At 70.6% G+C, this 16992-nt stretch carries 19 protein-coding genes and 2 pseudogenes; 11 read left to right on the top strand and 10 right to left on the bottom strand.

Annotation, left to right across the window (positions count from 1 at the left end):
• The 5 genes and pseudogenes from Q2100_RS12320 to Q2100_RS12300 all read right to left on the bottom strand — a co-directional run.
• Positions 1 to 502, bottom strand: a pseudogene (locus Q2100_RS12320) (hypothetical protein); the annotation flags it as partial.
• A gap of 97 nt (positions 503 to 599) precedes the next feature.
• Positions 600 to 797, bottom strand: a complete 198-nt coding sequence (locus Q2100_RS12315) for a ferredoxin (protein WP_269896601.1) — start codon at positions 795 to 797, stop codon at positions 600 to 602.
• 19 nt (positions 798 to 816) lie between these two features.
• Entirely contained in the window at positions 817 to 2028 is a 1212-nt protein-coding gene (locus Q2100_RS12310) for a cytochrome P450 (protein ID WP_302914277.1), read from the bottom strand.
• A 9-nt stretch (positions 2029 to 2037) separates the two neighbouring features.
• Positions 2038 to 2850 (bottom strand): alpha/beta fold hydrolase, encoded by an 813-nt coding sequence (locus tag Q2100_RS12305; RefSeq protein ID WP_302914276.1) that lies wholly within the window; start codon positions 2848 to 2850, stop codon positions 2038 to 2040.
• A gap of 11 nt (positions 2851 to 2861) precedes the next feature.
• Positions 2862 to 4889 carry an MMPL family transporter gene (locus Q2100_RS12300; RefSeq protein ID WP_302914275.1) on the bottom strand — a complete coding sequence of 676 codons (2028 nt, stop codon included), beginning with the start codon at positions 4887 to 4889 and terminating at the stop codon, positions 2862 to 2864.
• Positions 4890 to 4952: 63 nt separating this feature from the next.
• Between Q2100_RS12300 and Q2100_RS12295 the strand changes: the two genes are divergently transcribed.
• Positions 4953 to 5417, top strand: coding sequence for a MarR family winged helix-turn-helix transcriptional regulator (locus Q2100_RS12295; protein ID WP_264013572.1), 465 nt, complete (start codon positions 4953 to 4955; stop codon positions 5415 to 5417).
• Here Q2100_RS12295 and map read toward each other — a convergent pair.
• Positions 5414 to 6208 carry a type I methionyl aminopeptidase gene (gene map / locus Q2100_RS12290; RefSeq protein WP_302914274.1) on the bottom strand — a complete coding sequence of 265 codons (795 nt, stop codon included), beginning with the start codon at positions 6206 to 6208 and terminating at the stop codon, positions 5414 to 5416. The genes Q2100_RS12295 and map overlap by 4 nt on opposite strands.
• Before the next feature lie 87 nt (positions 6209 to 6295).
• On the opposite strand from map, the gene Q2100_RS12285 reads away from it, so the two are divergent.
• Complete coding sequence (locus Q2100_RS12285; protein ID WP_302914273.1) at positions 6296 to 6562, top strand: helix-turn-helix domain-containing protein; 267 nt, start codon at positions 6296 to 6298, stop codon at positions 6560 to 6562.
• Here Q2100_RS12285 and Q2100_RS12280 read toward each other — a convergent pair.
• Complete coding sequence (locus tag Q2100_RS12280; RefSeq protein ID WP_302914272.1) at positions 6559 to 7638, bottom strand: NAD(P)H-dependent amine dehydrogenase family protein; 1080 nt, start codon at positions 7636 to 7638, stop codon at positions 6559 to 6561. The genes Q2100_RS12285 and Q2100_RS12280 overlap by 4 nt on opposite strands.
• Complete coding sequence (locus Q2100_RS12275; RefSeq protein ID WP_302914271.1) at positions 7635 to 8675, bottom strand: Rieske 2Fe-2S domain-containing protein; 1041 nt, start codon at positions 8673 to 8675, stop codon at positions 7635 to 7637. The genes Q2100_RS12280 and Q2100_RS12275 overlap by 4 nt, the downstream gene beginning before the upstream one ends.
• A gap of 103 nt (positions 8676 to 8778) precedes the next feature.
• Here Q2100_RS12275 and Q2100_RS12270 point away from each other — a divergent pair, with 103 nt between their 5' ends.
• The gene (locus Q2100_RS12270) at positions 8779 to 9339 is read left to right on the top strand and encodes a TetR/AcrR family transcriptional regulator (protein WP_302914278.1); all 561 of its coding nucleotides are present in this window, start codon (positions 8779 to 8781) and stop codon (positions 9337 to 9339) included.
• On the opposite strand, the gene Q2100_RS12265 is transcribed toward Q2100_RS12270, so the two are convergent.
• Positions 9336 to 10928: a Na+/H+ antiporter gene (locus Q2100_RS12265; RefSeq protein ID WP_302914270.1), complete on the bottom strand. Its 1593-nt coding sequence runs from the start codon at positions 10926 to 10928 to the stop codon at positions 9336 to 9338. The two genes, Q2100_RS12270 and Q2100_RS12265, sit on opposite strands and share 4 nt — an antisense overlap.
• A gap of 55 nt (positions 10929 to 10983) precedes the next feature.
• On the opposite strand from Q2100_RS12265, the gene Q2100_RS12260 reads away from it, so the two are divergent.
• From Q2100_RS12260 to Q2100_RS12235, 6 genes are read left to right on the top strand one after another with little or no spacing between them, the layout of a single operon-like run.
• Positions 10984 to 11307, top strand: a complete 324-nt coding sequence (locus Q2100_RS12260) for a UBP-type zinc finger domain-containing protein (protein ID WP_264013578.1) — start codon at positions 10984 to 10986, stop codon at positions 11305 to 11307.
• A 41-nt stretch (positions 11308 to 11348) separates the two neighbouring features.
• Positions 11349 to 12641 carry a formate-dependent phosphoribosylglycinamide formyltransferase gene (gene purT / locus Q2100_RS12255; RefSeq protein WP_302914269.1) on the top strand — a complete coding sequence of 431 codons (1293 nt, stop codon included), beginning with the start codon at positions 11349 to 11351 and terminating at the stop codon, positions 12639 to 12641.
• Positions 12641 to 13111, top strand: coding sequence for an Rv0361 family membrane protein (locus Q2100_RS12250; protein ID WP_302914268.1), 471 nt, complete (start codon positions 12641 to 12643; stop codon positions 13109 to 13111). Before purT ends, Q2100_RS12250 begins: the two co-directional genes overlap by 1 nt.
• Before the next feature lie 19 nt (positions 13112 to 13130).
• Positions 13131 to 13541, top strand: a complete 411-nt coding sequence (locus tag Q2100_RS12245) for a rhodanese-like domain-containing protein (RefSeq protein ID WP_302914267.1) — start codon at positions 13131 to 13133, stop codon at positions 13539 to 13541.
• Entirely contained in the window at positions 13538 to 14776 is a 1239-nt protein-coding gene (locus Q2100_RS12240; RefSeq protein ID WP_264013582.1) for an O-succinylhomoserine sulfhydrylase, read from the top strand. The genes Q2100_RS12245 and Q2100_RS12240 overlap by 4 nt, the downstream gene beginning before the upstream one ends.
• A gap of 1 nt (position 14777) precedes the next feature.
• On the top strand, positions 14778 to 15164 hold the full coding sequence (locus Q2100_RS12235; RefSeq protein WP_302914266.1) for a hypothetical protein: 387 nt from the start codon (positions 14778 to 14780) through the stop codon (positions 15162 to 15164).
• A gap of 92 nt (positions 15165 to 15256) precedes the next feature.
• Here Q2100_RS12235 and Q2100_RS12230 read toward each other — a convergent pair whose 3' ends face one another.
• Entirely contained in the window at positions 15257 to 16120 is an 864-nt protein-coding gene (locus Q2100_RS12230; RefSeq protein ID WP_264013590.1) for an SDR family oxidoreductase, read from the bottom strand.
• A gap of 160 nt (positions 16121 to 16280) precedes the next feature.
• On the opposite strand from Q2100_RS12230, the gene Q2100_RS12225 reads away from it, so the two are divergent.
• Entirely contained in the window at positions 16281 to 16787 is a 507-nt protein-coding gene (locus Q2100_RS12225) for a GNAT family N-acetyltransferase (RefSeq protein WP_302914265.1), read from the top strand.
• Positions 16784 to 16992 (top strand): annotated as a pseudogene (locus Q2100_RS12220) (LLM class flavin-dependent oxidoreductase); the annotation flags it as partial. The gene Q2100_RS12225 and the pseudogene Q2100_RS12220, both read left to right, overlap by 4 nt.

Genomic DNA, 16992 nt, shown 5'->3' with positions numbered 1-16992 from the left:
GGGCGGGAGCCGCGACGGGCGCGGGACGTACGGGAGCCTTGACGGGGGCCGCCGGGCGGTTGTTGCTGATGCGGACCGGGACGGGCTGATTGTTCGCGGGCGCCCTCACCACGGTCGGGACGGCGGCGACCGACGGAAGGGCCGGCGCCGCGGTCGGAGTCGCGGGCACGACGACCGCACCGGGTGTGACCGCGGGCGCCGGCGAATGCGGCTCGGTGTAGTACTGCGAGACGACCACGCCGAGGACGGCGAAGGCGCCGACGGCACCCGCGATCGCCGCGGCCACCACGCCGTTGGTGAACGCCGTGGACCGGCCCGGCCGGATCTGGTCATCGGCCGGCTCGGGGCCGTCGATCGGGCCCTGGAGGTCGGCGAGCGCGTTCGACCACGCCGAGGCCTGCGTGTGCTCCAGGGACAGCACGTCGAGGTCGGCGGACCTGAGCGTCTCGTGGTCGACCGCGCCGGTGTGTGCTGCGGTTTCGAGGTTGTCGGCGGCGTTCATCGGGTGCTCCTCTGTGGTCTCGTCCTCGGCCGTGTCGGCCGTCGTGGGACCAGTACAGAGGGGGACCGGGACTACCGATCCCAATTACTGCCGGCCGCTACTCCTCCGCGGCGATCCGCAACGCGGAGGCCGGGCAGAGTTTCACGGCCTCGCGTGCGTGGTCCTCCTCGCCGGCGGGCACCTCGTCGACGATCACCTCGACGATGCCGTCGTCGTCCTGGTCGAACACCGCGTCGGCGACCATGACGCAGTTCCCCGACGCGATGCACGCGTCCTGTTCGGCTTCGACCCTCATCCGCTCATCACCGCCCCTGTCACCAGCTCACTGCCAGCGACCGTAGTCCGTAGATGAAGTGGAACGACCGGAACTGCACATCCTCGAACGGCTCGGCGAGCGCGAGCCGCGGGAAGCGGCGCAGCAGCGCGGGGAAGGCGATCCGCATCTCCATCCGGGCCAGCGGTGCGCCGAGGCAGTGGTGCACGCCGTGGCCGAAGGCCAGATGCCCCATCGCGCCGCGGGAGATGTCGAGCTTCTCGGGTGCGTCGACGAAGTTCGGGTCCCGGTTGCCCGTCGGCAGTGACACGAACACCAGCTGGCCCGCCGGGATGGGCACCCCGGCCACCTCGACGTCGGTGGTGGTGATGCGGGGGATCGCGCTGTGCACGATGGAGAGCCAGCGCAGCAGCTCCTCGACCGCGGGCGCCACCGCATCGGGATCGTCGCGCACCGCCGCCAGCTGGTCGGGGTGCCGCAGCATCGCGAGGGTGCCGAGGCCGAGCATGTTCGACGTGGTCTCGTGTCCCGCCAGCAGCAGCAGGCTGGCCACGCCGACGAGTTCGTCGTCGGTCAGTTCAACGCCGTGCTCGCGCACCATCATGCCGAGGATGTCGTCGCCGGGCTCCACCCGCGCCCGGGTGACCAGCGATTGCATGTAGTCGCGGCTCTGCCGCTGCAGCTCGAACCGGTCGGGGATCGGGATGGACAGGTCCAGCTGGCGTGCCGACCGGCGCTGGAAGTCGGCGCGGTCCTCGTACGGCACGCCCAGCAGCTCGCAGATCACCAGCGACGGGATCGGCAGCGCGAAGCCCTCGACGAGATCCGCTGGGGCGCCGGTCTTTTCCATCGCGTCGAGGTGCTCGTCGACGATGGCCACGATCCGGGGTTCGAGCCGCTTCATCCGCCGGATGGTGAATTCGGGGGTGAGCATCCGGCGCAGCCGCTGGTGGTCGGGCGGGTCGAGGCCGAGCAGGTTCCCCGACCGGTTGCGCCGCTGTTCGTCCTCCGAGAGCACCGGGGCGCCCGGGATCACGAAGCCGGGCGGTCGCCCGTTGGAGAAGCGCTGGTGATCCGACAGCACCGCCTTGGCGTCCTCGTGGCGGGTGACCAGGTAGACGTCCATGCCGAAGGCGCTCTTGGCGATCCGTACACCCGTCGACTCGCGGATCTCGCGCAGTTCGGGGGTGGGATCGAAGTCGTTGCGGCGCATGTGCAACGGCGGCAGCGGTTCGGCCTCGACGTCGGTCATGTCACGACGCTACCCGCGTGCGAGGAAGTCCCCGGTCAGCGTGTTGACGAGCGGCGGGTTCTCCAGTGCCGCGAGGTGGGCGACGCCGTCGAGCACGACGAACGAGGCACCCGGGATGGCGTCGGCCATGGCGGCGGTCTCGGGAATCGGGAACGTGGCGTCCTCGGCGCCGGCGACCACCAGCACCGGAGTCCTGACGCCGGCCAGCAGCGCGCGCTGATCCGGGCGCAGCGGCACCACCGAGCGCACCGCCCACCGGGCCGAGTCGACGTCGACGCGCTGGACGGCGTCGCGCACGTAGGCGACCACGTCCGGGCGGGTCCGCATTGTGGTGGGACCGAGGAACGCCTTGAGCACCGACCGGGTCAGCGGCGGCCGGATGCCGCGCAGCAGTCCCGCCATTCGCAGCAGCAGCCCGTATTCGAGCCGCTGCCTGCGGCCTGCGGCCGAGGCCGTGCAGTTCATCAGCACCGCCCGTCCGATCCGGTCGCGATGGCGGGCGGCGAACGTGGCGCCGATCATCCCGCCCCACGAGTTGCCGACGAAGTGTGCCCTCGGCACCCCGAGTGCGTCGAGGATGTCGACGACGCAGCGCGCGCAGTCCTCGAACGAGAATGTCGCCGTGAGCTTTTCGCTCCCGCCGTGGCCGGGCGGGTCGACCAGCACGACGCGGTGCCCGGAGCCGAAGTGCGCCGCCTGAGCCGACCACATCTCGCCGGTCATCAGCAGGCTGGGCCAGAACACGATGGTGTCGCCGGTCTGCGCGCCGCCGACCGTCGTTCTCAGCCGGCCGAGTGCGGTGTCGATCAGGCGTTCCTGCACGACTTGTGACGCTAGCGGTCCGGCCGCAGCGCCGGCCACCAGATGCGCGGTCCGATCAGGGTGAACAACGCGGGGATGATCACGGTGCGCACCAGGAACGTGTCCAGCAGGATGCCGAGTCCGACGATGATGCCGACCTGGGTGAGCACGATCAGCGGCAGCACGCCCAGCACGCAGAACACCGCGGCCAGCACGATGCCCGCGCTGGTGATGACGGCGCCGGTCGCGGACACCGCGCGCACGATGCCCTGCCGGGTGCCGTGTTCGGGTGTCTCCTCGCGGGCGCGGGTGACGAGGAAGATCGTGTAGTCGACGCCGAGCGCCACCAGGAACAGGAACGCGAACAGCGGCGTCGAGTTGTCGAGCGCGGGGAAGCCGAACAGGTGCACGCTGGCCCAGCCGCCGAGGCCGATCGCCGCGAGTGCCGACAGCACGGTCACCGCCACCAGGACCAGCGGCGCCAGTGCGGAACGCAGCAGCGCGTACAGCACGAGCAGGACGACCGCGAGGATCGCCGGGATCACCACCAGGCGGTCGCGGGCGGCGGCGGCGCCGATGTCGCGGGCCTGCGCGTCCGATCCGCCGACCAGCGCTGCCGGATCCGCCTCGTGCACCGACGTCCGTAGGCGGTCGACGATGTCGAAGGCCCGGTCCGACGCGGGCTCGGCGTCGAGCACCACCGACCACTGGGTGAGACCCGAGGGCGACTGCCCCGCCGGGTTCGCCGAGACCACGCCGTCGGTATCGTCGATGGCCCGCTGGATCGCCGCGGCCTGCGACGTCGGCCCGATCACCCGGGTGGGGTCGGTGAGGCCGCCGGGGAAGTGGTCGGCCAATCGCTCGTAGCCGGTGACCGATTCGGCCTGCACCCGGAACTGCTCGGTCTGCGAGAGTCCGAGCGGGGTGCTCAGCAGGCCGGTGCACAGCAGCGCCAGCGCGGCGATCGACACCACGGCGACGCGACCAGGGCGGCGCGCCACCGCGTCGGCGATCCGGTGCCAGACCCCGCTGTCGGTGAGCGGTGTCGCGCCCGTGCGGGGGATGAACGGCCAGAACAGCCGCTTGCCGAACAGGCGCAGCAGCGGCGGCAGCACCAGCAGCACGAACACCGCGGCGACCACCAGGCCGGACGCTGCCTGCACGCCGAGGCTGCGGGTGCTCGGTGCGGACGCGAACACCAGCGTCAGCAGTGCCAGCACCACCGTGGCGTTGCTCGCGACGATCGCCGGGCCCGCGCTGCGCACCGCGACCCGCAGCGCGTTGCGGTGGTCCTCTTCGCGGCCGAGTTCCTCGCGGTAGCGCGAGATCAGCAGCAGCGCATAGTTCGTCCCCGCGCCGAACACCAGCACACTGGTGATGCCGGAGGTCGAGCCGTCCGGGCTCATGCCGAGGGCTTCGGCGACGGCGGTGCCCGCCACGGCGGCCACCCGGTCGGCGAAGCCGATCACGGCGAGGGGCACCAGGAACAGCACCGGCGACCGGTAGGTGACGATCAGCAGGACGGCCACCACCGCCGCGGTCACCGCGAGCAGGGTGACGTTCGCGCCGGCGAAGGAGTTGGCGATGTCGGCGCCGAACGCCGGGCCGCCGGTCACCTCGGCCCGCAGGTCGGCGGGCAGACCGTCGGTGGCGGCGGTCCGCAGGCCCTTCACGGCGTCGTTGAGGGCGAAGCCGGACAGCTCGCCGCTCAGCGGCACGGTGGTCACCGCGGCCTGGTCGTCATCGGAGATCACCACGGGCGGGCCTGCGGCGCCCCCGGTTTCGGCGACGGCCAGCATGCGCTGGCGCGCCTGTCCGGCGGCGTCGATGTCCGCGGGCGTCAGGGCGGTTCCGTCGGCGCGGGTGACGACGAGGACGGCAGGCACCTGGTCGCCGTCGGGGAATTCGGTGCGCAGGGCGGTGACGCGTGCCGACTCCGCGTCGGACGGCACGGACACGGGCGACTGGCTGCCGGAGTCCCCGCTGCCGACGAGGCCGAGCAGCGCACCGGAGAGCGCGACGACGATGAGGGCGAGCACCCAGGAGAAGCGGCCGGACATCCTTCGAATATTTCAGATACTTAACTATTAATCAAGTGAACGAACAACCGCTACGCTGTCGGGGTGGACCGGGCGGAGCTGGAGGCGGTGATCGCCGCGGATGTGCGGGCGCTCACCGCGGAGTCCGAACGCGTCGGCCGGCTGTTCGCGGCGCGGCACGACGTCTCGGTGAACGACTTCCGCGCCCTTCTGCACGTCATGGTGGCCGACACGGCGGGCACGCCGCTGACCGCGGGCGAACTGCGGCACCGGATGGGAATGTCCGGAGCGGCCATCACCTACCTGGTCGAGCGGATGATCGCGTCGGGCCACCTCGAGCGCGAGTCGGACCCGACGGACCGGCGCAAGGTGATGCTGCGGGTGGCCGACCACGGCATGGCGGTGGCGAAGGGGTTCTTCACGCCGCTGGCCGACCACAGCCACCGCGCGATGGCCGGCCTCTCCGACCGGGACCTCGCCGCCGCGCACCGCACCTTCGCCGCTGTGCTCGAGGCGATGCTGGCCTTCCAGCGCGAGGTGGACGGCTAGGTCGTGAGCCGCGGCTCGCGCAGCCGGGCCGGGGTCAGGATGCGCGGGCCGGATTCGGTGATCGCGATGGTGTGCTCGGAGTGCGCCGCGTTCGACCCGTCCGCCGAGCGCAGCGTCCAGCCGTCGGCGTCGATGGCCAGGCGGTCGCTGCCTCGTGCCCACCACGGCTCGAGTGCGAAGGTCATGCCCGGCCGCAGCAGCAGGCCGCGGCCGGGGCGTCCCCGGTTGGGGATGTGGGGGTCCTCGTGCATCGTGCGACCCAGGCCGTGCCCGCCGAATTCGACGTTGACTCGGTAGCCGGCGTCGGCGGCGACGCGGCCGATCGCGGCGGAGATGTCACCGAGCCGGCCGCCGGGCACCGCTGCCGCGACGCCTGCGTCGAGGGCGCGCCGCGTCGACTCGATCAGCGCTGTGTCGGCGGCGTCGGCACTGTCACCGACGATGACCGTGACTGCGGCGTCGGCCACCCACCCGTCGATCGACACCGCGAAGTCCAGGCTCAAGACATCGCCGTCACGGAGCACGTAGTCGTGCGGCATGCCGTGCAGGACGGCGTCGTTGACCGAGAGGCAGATGACGTTGCGGAACGGCCCGCGGCCGAACGACGGCGCGTAATCCCAGTAGCACGACGTGGCGCCGCGCTCGGCGACCAGTGCGCGGGCACGGTGCTCGAGATGCATGAGGTTCATCCCGGGTTCCGCCTCGGCCGCCAGCGTCGCCAACGTCTGCGCAACGAAGTCACCCGTCACCGCCATCTTGTCGATCTCCTGGGCGGTCTTCAGTTCGATCACGTCCGTGCCTCCGTGCGAGTGTCGGTATTTTTATACCGTCACGACGGTACCAGCTCCGGTATTTGAATACCGGCTATGCTGACGTCCATGGTGCGCGTACCGCTGAGCCCGGAGCAGGTGAAGGCCGGACAACGCCTCGGTGCGCTGATGAGGACGGCCCGCGCCGGACGCGACCCCGAGACGATCGCGCGCGACGCCGGCATCTCACCCGAGACGCTGCGCAAGATCGAGGTCGGGAGAATGCCAAGCCCCAGCTTCGGCACGGTGATCGGGCTCTGCAATGCCCTCGGCCTGCCGCTGCAGGACGCCGTCGACGCCTGGCACGGGGCCGACGACCACCAGCTGGCCATCTAGAGCGCGAAGCGCCCCGCGAATCCACGCAGCGGCACATCGGCGCTGGTGAGCAGTCCCGGCGGCGCGGCGACCACCGAGCGGATCGCGTTGAGTGCGGGCAGGCCGGTGACGGTCATGCCGATCGACGCGAAGTTCTCCGGATTCGACAGGTCGACACCGGGTTTGGGGAAGATCATGTGCTTGTTGTAGACGCACGGATCGCCCTTGATCTGAGTGATGTAGCAGCCCTTGATGTCCCAGCTCGGGTCCGTGTGCGGGGTCATCTGCCACTCCAGGTGGGTCTCCACCCGCGGCACGCCGTCTACCATGCCCTGGTACTTGATGTAGTTGCCGCCGAGTGACCCCTTCGGCAGTTGGTACCAGCCGAGGTCGACGTCCTTGGTGCAGGCGCCGAGTTCGTAGCTGAACGACACCTCGTCGAGTTCGAGGCCGAAGCAGTCGGCCATCATCAGCACGCTGTCGGCGAAGACCCGGGTGTACTTCTCCAGCTTGCACGGAATCGACGGATCGTCCACGGGCAGGCCGTAACCGACCTCGATCCAGGTGTCCTTGGAGTGGTGGCAGGACACGTCGACAGATTCGATCGTGGTGACGTTCTCGATCTCGGCGACGTCGGCCGAGCAGGCCACTCCGAGGATCTGGTTGACGCCGGGGTTCATGCCGGTGCCGTAGAACGTCGAACCGCCCTTCGCGCAGGCCTCCGAGAGCAGTTGCGTCACCGGCTTTCCCGACTGGTGCGGGTGATTGGTGTCCCGGTGCCAGCCCGTGATCCAGTCGGCGGTGGTGACGATGTCGATGCCGGCCTCGAGCACCGCGACGTAGAGATCCTCGTCGGGGAACACGCCGTGGAAGGTGAGCACATCGGGCTCGGCGGCGATGATCTCGTCCACCGTCCCGGTCGCGGTGACCCCGATCGGGTCGATCCCGGCGATCTCCCCGGCGTCGCGACCCACCTTCTCCGGTGTGTAGCAGTGCAGCCCGACCAATTCGAGGTCGGTGCGGTGCTGCAGCCGGCGGATCATCTCGGAACCGACGTTGCCCGTCGCCACCTGGAACACGCGGATCGGTGAAGTCATGTCGTGCAACCCTTCTCGGTCATCGAGGCGAGGTCCGCGGCACTGCCGCCGCGGCCGTCGGGATAGAACTGCATCGCCCACTTGCGGATCGCGGTGAATCCCTCGTACTCGGCGGTGGCCAGCGCGGGGGGATCGGAATAGCGTTGGTGCGACCAGATGTGGATGTCCTGGGCGAACTGGCGGATCACCTCGTCGCCGAACGCCTCGGCCTTGACGCGGGCCCGCTCGGAATCCCGCACAGGCTTGCCCGGCCTGCCGATGTAGACCATGAACCGGACGTCGGAGGTCGAGTCGTCGACCGGGGTGACGGCCGAGATGGTGCGGTTGTCGACCATGCCCCAGCTCTTGGTCACCGCGATGCCCAGCCCGCCGTTGATCGCCTCGACCCCGCTGCGCACGTCGTCGATCGACTGCTGGTCGTCGCCTTCGAAGGTGATCGTGAAGTCCACGTAGGACACCGGTTCGGCGAAGTCGTGGCGGGTGAACACCGGAACGATCGGCGTCTCGTGCACGTACTTGAAGTGCGCGAAGTCGACCCCGTTCTCGAGCACGTACTGCGGGTGCATCTCCAGCCCCTGCCGGAACAACCGCTGCTGCGGGAAGTAGTCGGCGGCGCTGCTGCCGTCGGCGAAGGAGGCGAACACGTCGGGGGCCTCGAAGAACGGCTCCCGGCCCTCGGCGTCGTGCCAGATGTAGACGGCCTCGTTGCGTTCGGTCACCGGGTAGGTCCGCATGCGGCGGCCGCGGTTGGGCCGGTCCTGGTACGGGATGCACACGTTGCGTCCGTCGGCGTTCCACTGCCAGCCGTGGAACGGGCACTGGATCACCTCGCCGACGACATGGCCGCCGAAGCCGAGGTGGGCGCCGAGGTGCTCGCAGTAGGCGTTCATCACGACCACCCGGCCGGTCTCCGAGCGCCAGGCGACCATGTCCTCGCCGAAGTACCGCATGGTGTGTACGTCGCCGACGCCGACCTCGTCGGACCAGGCCACCTGGAACCAGCCCGTCGGCTTCATCGAGAGCGGCGGTTTCGCCATGTGGACAAGAATCACAGAGGGCTCTACGATTCGTCAAGTGTCGGTATCGCGGACCGAGAGTCCCCGGCGAACCAACCGTCGTGGCCAGGCAACCCGCGACGGCATGCTGGACGCCGCGCTGCGCGCCCTCGCCACCGGCGACACGTCCGCAGCGTCCGGGAACCGCATCGCCAAGGACGCGGGCGCGACGTGGGGCGCGGTCAAATACCAGTTCGGCGACATCGACGGGCTCTGGGCGGCCGTGCTGCGCCGCACCGCCGAGCGCCGCGGCAGGCTCCCGTCCGGGGCGACCCCCGGCGCCCCCCTGCGCGAACGCGTCAGCGCCATCATCGACCTGCTCTTCGACGGCCTGTCCGCCCCGGACTCCCGCGCGATCGAGACGCTGCGCGCCGCGCTGCCCCGCGACGGCGCCGAGCTGGAACGGCTCTACCCGCAGACCGCGGCGGAACTGCAGTCCTGGGGACGCGGCTGGATCGAGGCCTGCCAGGCGGCGTTCGCCGACGTCGACGTCGACCCCGAGCGCATCCGCGAGGTGGCGTCGTTCATTCCCGGCGCGATGCGCGGCCTGGTCTCCGAACGCCAGCTCGGGTCGTACTACGACCTCGACGTCGCACGGCGCGGCCTGACCAACGCGATCGTCGCCTACCTCGAACCGCCGGCCTAGCGACGGTTGAGCGTCGCCTCCTCCAGGTCCAGCCCGCGCAGCACAGACCGCAGCACCTCGTCGTCGATGCGTCCGGCGTCGCGCTCGGCGATGAACGTCTCGCGCTCGGCGGCCAGCATCTCCAGCCGCATCCGCCGGAACGCCGACGCCGGGCTCTCGCCGATGTCCTCGTCATCGCGGCCGAGATGCTCCCACGCCGAGTTCGCCCTGCGGTTGTTCCAGCCCCTGAGCACCTCGGCGGCGCGGTCGTGCACGTCCGAGCCGGGCTTCTGCTCGGCCATCAGCTCGTCGAGCCGGTCGGCCGCTGCCTGTGCCGCCTTGGACTGGGCGGCGGCCGCCGCCAGCGCGTCGCGGTGGGCTTCGTCGCCCTGCACCCCGAGAACCCGGATCAGCCACGGCAGCGTCAGGCCGTGCAGCAGCAGCGTGCCGACCACCACGACGAAGGTGAGGAAGACCAGCTGCGGGCGGCCGGGGAATTCCGCCCCGGACATCGTGGTCATGGGGACGCCGAAGGCGGCCGCCAGCGACACCACGCCGCGCATCCCGGCCCACGCGACGACGAACACCTGAGCGGGCGTGGGCTCCGGCTCGCTGCTCCGGATGCGCGGTGACACCCAGCGCGGCACATAGGCGAACAGGAAGACCCACACCAGGCGCACCACCAGCACCGTCCCGAACACCGCCGCCGACGCGATCACCAGCGTGCGGGCCGAGATGCCGGTCAGCTCGCCGACGACCTTCGGCAGCTGCAGCCCGATCAGCAGGAAGGCGAACGACTCGAGCACCAGCTGCGCGGCCCGCCACACCGCGTCGTCCTGCAGCCGGGTCGCATAGCTCGCACGGATGGAGCGCTGCCCGGAGATCAGGGCGGCCACCACCACCGCGATCACCCCCGACCCGTGCACCTCCTCGGCCAGCAGGTAGATCGTGAACGGCGCGACCAGGCCGATCGCACTCTCCACCACCGGGTCGTTCAGCCGGGCGCGGATGCCGACGATCAGCGCGCCGAGCAGGCCGCCGACCAGCACCCCGCCGACGGCGGCCAGTGCGAAGGTGCCCAGGCCGTCGCGCCAGCTCACCGCCGTGCCGACCGCCGCGCCGAGGGCCACCTTGTACGCGGTCAGCGCGGTGGCGTCGTTGAGCAGGCTCTCGCCGCCCAGCAGCGTCATGGTCTGCCGGGGCAACCCGAGGCGCCGGCCCACCGCGGTGGCCGACACCGCGTCGGGCGGCGCGACGATGGCGCCGAGTGTCAATGCGGCAGCCACGGTCAGCTCAGGAACCGTATGGAAGGCGACGAAGCCGACCGCGAACGTGGTGGCCAACGGCAGCCCGACGGCCAGTAGCCCGATCGGCCGGACGTTCCTGCGCAGCGCCACCGAACTGCTCTCCAGCCCCGCCGACCACAGCAGCGGCGGCAGGATCACGAAGAGCACCAGCTCCGGATCGAGCTGGATGTCCGGCAGGCCCGGGATGAGACCGACTCCGAGGCCGGCCACCACGAGCGCCAGCGGGGCCGACACGTCCAGTCGGCGGGCCACCGCGGCCAGCAGCAGCGATATCACCAGCACCGCCAGCAGCACGGCATTCACGTCGCGACCTCCGAATATTTGCGTCCGTATCGTTGTCCAGCATGCTTGGCAGAACATGTTGAGGAGATCACGATCCCGCGACCGCGGGCACACCGCTCGCTCGGGCTCGCGCTCCACGCCGCTGTGCGAGCACCTGGCCGCCGACGAGTCGGCGCACGTGCCGCCGGCGTCGAGCCGCTGCCAGGGCTGCGCCGCGCTCGGCGAGACGCTGTGGGCGCACCTGCGGGTGTGCGTGACCTGTGGCCACGTCGGCTGCTGCGACTCCAGCCCGCACCAGCACGCCACCGAGCACCACCGCGCCACCGGCCATCCCGTGATGCGTTCGGCCGAGCCGGGGGAGACCTGGCGGTGGTGTTACGTCGACTCGTGTCTGGGCTGAGCCCGTCGCGCCGCGGACCGATCTGGCAGGCTTGACAGGCGATGACTGAATCACTCGAAGGCGAATCGACAAGCGAGCCCGTCACGCCGGTGGAAGGCGTCGAGCTCGAGGCGTCGTCGCAGCAGGTCACCGCCGACGGGCCCGCGGACCACCGGGCGACGGTGATGCTGCTGGGTTCCGGTGAGCTCAGCCGGGAGCTGGCGCTGGCGTTCCAGCGGCTGGGCGCCGTCGTGATCGCCGTCGACCGGCACTACGGCGCGGCGCACGGCGTGGCGGACCGCTCGGCGGTGGTGAAGATGAACGACGCCGAGGAACTCACCGCGCTGATCGGCCGGGAGAACCCGCGCTACGTGGTCGCCGAATCCGGCGTCATCGCCACCGACGCGCTGCTGGCGGTCGCCGAGCGCGACGACGTCGAGGTGTTCCCCACTCCGCGCAGCACCCGGCTGGCGCTGGACCGCGAGGGCATGCGCCGGTTGGCCTCCGACGAACTCGGCCTGCCGACCGCTCCGTTCTGGTTCGCCGGTTCGGTCGAGGAACTCGGCGCGGTGGCCGAGCACGCGGGCTTCCCGCTGGTGGTCAAGCCGGTGTCAGGGGTGCTGCGCGACGGTCAGTCGGTGCTGCTGCGCCCCGAGGACGTCGAGCCGGCGTGGCAGCGGGCCATCGCCGCGGGACGCATCGCGCACAGCCGCGTGATGGCCGAGACCGTGGTCGAGGTCGACTACGAGGTCACCCTGCTCACCGTGCGCACCACAGGGCCCACGGGGCCGGCGCTGACGTTCTGCGAGCCGATCGGACACCGCCAGGGTGACGGCGACGAGGTGCTCGAGGTCTGGCAGCCCCAGCAGATGAACCCTGCCGCGCTGGACGCGGCGAAATCGATCGCGGCGCGGATCGTCAACTCACTCGGCGGACGCGGGGTGTTCGCCGTCGAGCTGCTGGTCCGCGGCGACGAGGTCTACTTCTCCGACGTCCGGAGCCGGCCCCACGACACCGGCATGGTGACGCTGCGCTCGCAACGGCTGTCGGTGTTCGAGCTGCACGCGCGGGCGATCCTCGGCCTGGCCGTCGACACGATCATGATCTCGCCCGGTGCGGCGGAGATCCGGTACGGCGGCGCGGAGGCGCCGGTGACCGAACCCGCCGCAGCCGACGTCACCGCCGTGCTGTCCGAGGCGCTGGAAACCCAGGAGAGCGACGTGCGGCTGTTCGGCCGCCCCGACGAGACCGAGGACCGCCGCCGGCTGGGCGTCGCGCTGGCCACCGCACCCGACGTGATCATCGCGCGGGACCGGGCGCGCCGGGTCGGCGCCGCGCTGCGCAAGCTCTGGTGATGGCGAAGCCCACCGACCCTGCAGGAGCGGACGGCGAACCCGACCGCGACCGGCCCACGGTCGCGCCGTTCATGGGGGCACTGGCAATCATTGTCCTCGTGGTGATCACAATCGGGCTGGTCAACCTGTTCGAGGGCGACCCGGAGCTGACCCCCGAGCAGCAGGTCGCCCGCGCGGCCGTCGCGCAGAACGACGCCCTGCAGCGGGAGGCCTACCCCGACTTCCGCGCCAACACCTGCACCGCCCAGCAGGGCGATGAGACCGAATTCCTTGCCCGCCACCGTGACTCGAAGGACAAGAAGGGCCCGCGCTTCGTCGACGACGTCACCGGTATGGCCGTCGACGGGGACCGCGCAACCGCGACGGTGACCTACTACTTCGAGAAGGCGCCGGACACCAAGACCGAGGTCCCGACCACCTTCGAGCGGCAGGACGGCACCTGGAAGGTCTGTTCGACCGGTCCCAGCTAGATATGGGAGACTCGCGGCCGTGAGCTACGCCGGAGACATCACGCCTGAGGAGGCGTGGAAGGTCCTCAACGACAACCCCGACGCGGTGCTGGTGGACTGTCGCACCGACGCGGAGTGGAAGTTCGTCGGCGTGCCCGATCTGTCGTCACTGCAGCGCGACGTGATCTTCATCGAGTGGAACCGCGTCGACGGCTCGCACAACGACGCCTTCGTCGCCGACCTGCAGTCGGCCGGGGTGTCCGGCGAGCGGCCGGTGGTGTTCCTGTGCCGGTCCGGCAACCGGTCCATCGGCGCCGCCGAGGCCGCCACCGAGGCCGGCATCGGCCCGTCGTACAACGTGCTCGACGGCTTCGAGGGCAACCTCGACGAGCATCGCCGGCGCGGGAGCACCGGCTGGAAGGCCGTCGGCCTGCCCTGGGTCCAGTCGTGAGCTCGCCCGACCCCCAGGACGCGGTCCCGTCCGTCCGCATCCCCGCGCCCCTGCCCGACGGCGTCAGCCAGGCCACCATCGGGGTGCGCGGCGGCCTGCTCCGGTCGGGCTTCGACGAGACCGCCGAGGCGCTCTACCTCACGTCCGGCTACGTCTACGACAGCGCCGCGTCCGCAGAGAAGGCGTTCACCGGCGAGATCGACCGGTACGTGTACTCGCGGTACGGCAACCCGACCATCTCGATGTTCGAGGAGCGGCTGCGGCTCATCGAGGACGCGCCCGCGTGCTTCGCGACGGCCACCGGGATGGCGGCCGTGTTCACGTCGCTTGGCGCGCTGCTGGGCGCCGGTGACCGATTGGTGGCGGCCCGCAGCCTGTTCGGCTCGTGCTTCGTGGTGTGCAGTGAGATCCTGCCGCGCTGGGGCATCGAGACCGTGTTCGTCGACGGCGACGACCTCGCGCAGTGGGAGGAGGCGCTCTCGGTTCCCACCCAGGCGGTGTTCTTCGAGACGCCGTCCAATCCGATGCAGTCGCTGGTCGACATCGCCGCGGTGTCGGAGCTCGCGCACGCCGCGGGCGCGAAAGTGGTGCTGGACAACGTGTTCGCGACGCCGCTTCTGCAGCAGGGCTTCCCGCTTGGTGTGGACGTGGTGGTCTACTCGGGGACCAAGCACATCGACGGTCAGGGCCGGGTGCTCGGCGGGGCGATCCTGGGCGACAAGGAGTACATCGACGGCCCGGTGCAGAAGCTGATGCGCCACACCGGCCCGGCGATCAGCGCGTTCAACGCCTGGACCCTGCTCAAGGGGCTGGAGACGCTCGCGGTGCGGGTGGACTACTCCAACCGTTCCGCGCACCGCATCGCGGAGTTCCTCGAGCAGAACTCCTCGGTGTCGTGGGTGCGCTACCCGTTCCTGGAGTCCCATCCCCAGTACGACCTGGCCAAGCGGCAGATGACCGGCGGCGGCACCGTGGTCACCTTCGCACTCGACGCGCCCGAGGGCCGCGCCAAGGAGCGCGCGTTCGAGGTGCTCGACAAGCTGTCGCTGATCGACATCTCCAACAACCTGGGCGACGCGAAGTCGTTGATCACCCATCCGGCCACCACCACGCACCGGGCGATGGGCCCGGAGGGCCGGGCTGCCATCGGCCTCGGCGACGGGGTGGTGCGCGTCTCCGTCGGCCTCGAGGGCACCGAAGACCTGATCGCCGACCTGGACCGGGCGCTGGGCTGACGTGTCCCGGCGGACGGAGGCGAAGAAGGCCCGCAGGCGCAAACGCCGCACCGTCCGTGAGGAACGGCGGTTGGGTGGCGAGGTGTTGAGCCTCGAAGCCGTCGACGAGGTGCTCACCGACCGCGGGTGGGAGTTCGACGTCGAGAACTCCACCGACGACATCGCGACGTGGTTCTTCCCGCCGTCCGGAGTCGAGATGATCGGCGACACAGTCGAATCCGTGACGAGGATCTGGCTCGGCGCCGATGACGAGGACACCTGGCACGTGATCTTCGTCGGCGCGGGCGCGGAATCGGTGGACTACGTGTTCACCGCCGACTCGCTGCTGGAGAACCTCGAGGCGATCGAGCAGTACCGCCACGGCGATCCGGCGCCGGCGTTCGACTAGGAGCGGGCCGAGACCTCGTCCCCCGCGCCGAATGTGAATCGTGGGCGGAATTCGGGCCGGATTCCCGCCCAGAGTTCACACTCGGCGTTCGACTAGCTCGAACCGCCGCCCTCGACCACACCCTGCGCGGCCTGCGCGCGCTGCTCGTAGCTCTGCCGCTTGGTGGTGTCGAACTCCAGGAACACGTTGTCCAGGCCGAGCTTGCGATTCATCCAGCGGCGGCCACGCGGGCCGAGCAACTGGGCGGCCTGCGCGGTGAACCGCAGGAACGGCGGCACCGCCACGTGGGTCTTCGGCTTGTCCAGCGTCTTGACGATCGCGGCCGCGATGTCTTCGGGCTCAACCGGTTTGGTGCCGATGGTCTCGCGGGTGCCCGAGATGAGATCGGTGTTGGTGAACGGCGGCATGACCACCGAGACGTGCACGCCGTGCGGGGCCATCTCGTCGGACAGCGCCGCCGAGAGGCCGACGACGCCGAACTTGGCGCCGACGTAGACGACCTGACCGGGCACCGGGATCACACCGGACAGCGAGGCGATGTTGATGATGTGGCCGCGGCGGCGGGCGATCATGTCGGGCAGCGCCAACTGGCAGCCGGCGATCACGCCGTACAGGTTGACCTCGATCGACGACCGGATCGACTGCTCGGACTGGTCGAGGAACGGCCCGATCGGCATCACGCCCGCGTTGTTGATCAGCACGTCGATGTGGCCGCCGCCGTCGGTGCGCGCCTTGTCGAGGAACGTCGCGAACGACTCGCGGTCCGTGACGTCGAGCGGGTAGCCCGACACCTGGCCGAGCTTGGTCAGTTGCGCCACCGCCGACTCCTGCAGAGCGACGTCACGGTCACCGATCACCACGCGGGCGCCGCGAGCCAGCAGGGCCTTGGCGGTGGCATAACCGATACCGCGGGCGGCGCCGGTGATCGCGATGGTCTTGCCCCGGATGTTGTCCATGGCGACGAACTTTACACGTGTCAAGTTTTGATCGGAAGTGGGTGGGCGTCCAGGGTGAGTACCTCGCATTTCGGGCGCCGTCTGCGGGGATTTTTGATCACGATGAGCAGATGTGCGGCGGCGGAATGCACACCGCTGCCGCGCGTTGGACAGTGAGGTGATGACCGTGTCGACAGTGACGCCACTGCGCTTCGTGGCCGTGGACCAGGACGATCCGCTGGCCGCGCCGCTACTCGCGGAGCTCGCGACGGAGTACGCCGAACGCTACGGCGGCACGCCCGACGCGGTGGCCCGCTGGCTGCGGTCCTACCCGGCCGCGGAATTCACGCCGCCCGATGGCGCGATGCTGGTCGGGGTCCAGGACGGGATCCCGGTGACCGGTGGGGCGTACCGCCGTTTCGGTGTCGTGGACGGGGTGGCCACCGCCGAGCTCAAGCGGATCTGGACCGACAGCGGCCACCGCAGGCGCGGCCACGCCCGCGCACTGCTGGCGGCCCTGGAGTCCCGGATCGCCGCCGCCGGCTACGGCCGCGTCTACCTCACCACCGGCGACCGGCAACCGGAGGCCGAAGCCCTCTACGAGTCGGCCGGCTACACCCGGCTGGCCGAGCCGCTGCCCGCCGAGGGCGAGGTCTATCCCGTCGCATTCGAGAAGGCACTCCGGTGACCGGGCATCTGCACGTCGGGGTGGCGCTGGACGGCTACGGCTGGAACCCGCACGCCTGGCGCCACACGCCGGAGCTGCCGTCGGTGCTCGGCGGCCGGTACTGGGCCGGACTGGCCGCCACGGCCGAGCGCGGTCTGCTCGACTTCCTCACCGTCGACGACTCCCTGATGCCTCAGCCGGGACGAGGTCAGCGGATCGACCCGCA

This window comes from Mycolicibacterium arseniciresistens, from assembly GCF_030519285.1.
GTDB lineage: Bacteria > Actinomycetota > Actinomycetes > Mycobacteriales > Mycobacteriaceae > Mycobacterium > Mycobacterium arseniciresistens.
This window is presented reverse-complemented; position numbering and strand designations above follow the sequence as displayed.

Excerpts from the sequence above, each read along its gene's own strand:
- Q2100_RS12315 (WP_269896601.1), bottom strand. The coding sequence starts at position 797 with ATGAGGGTCGAAGCCGAACAGGACGCGTGCATCGCGTCGGGGAACTGC.
- purT (WP_302914269.1), top strand. The coding sequence starts at position 11,349 with ATGACTGAATCACTCGAAGGCGAATCGACAAGCGAGCCCGTCACGCCG.
- Q2100_RS12250 (WP_302914268.1), top strand. The coding sequence starts at position 12,641 with ATGGCGAAGCCCACCGACCCTGCAGGAGCGGACGGCGAACCCGACCGC.
- Q2100_RS12225 (WP_302914265.1), top strand. The coding sequence starts at position 16,281 with ATGACCGTGTCGACAGTGACGCCACTGCGCTTCGTGGCCGTGGACCAG.
- Q2100_RS12275 (WP_302914271.1), bottom strand. The coding sequence starts at position 8,675 with ATGGCGAAACCGCCGCTCTCGATGAAGCCGACGGGCTGGTTCCAGGTG.
- Q2100_RS12230 (WP_264013590.1), bottom strand. The coding sequence starts at position 16,120 with ATGGACAACATCCGGGGCAAGACCATCGCGATCACCGGCGCCGCCCGC.
- Q2100_RS12260 (WP_264013578.1), top strand. The coding sequence starts at position 10,984 with ATGTTGAGGAGATCACGATCCCGCGACCGCGGGCACACCGCTCGCTCG.
- Q2100_RS12300 (WP_302914275.1), bottom strand. The coding sequence starts at position 4,889 with ATGTCCGGCCGCTTCTCCTGGGTGCTCGCCCTCATCGTCGTCGCGCTC.
- Q2100_RS12310 (WP_302914277.1), bottom strand. The coding sequence starts at position 2,028 with ATGACCGACGTCGAGGCCGAACCGCTGCCGCCGTTGCACATGCGCCGC.
- Q2100_RS12280 (WP_302914272.1), bottom strand. The coding sequence starts at position 7,638 with ATGACTTCACCGATCCGCGTGTTCCAGGTGGCGACGGGCAACGTCGGT.
- Q2100_RS12285 (WP_302914273.1), top strand. The coding sequence starts at position 6,296 with ATGGTGCGCGTACCGCTGAGCCCGGAGCAGGTGAAGGCCGGACAACGC.
- Q2100_RS12270 (WP_302914278.1), top strand. The coding sequence starts at position 8,779 with ATGCTGGACGCCGCGCTGCGCGCCCTCGCCACCGGCGACACGTCCGCA.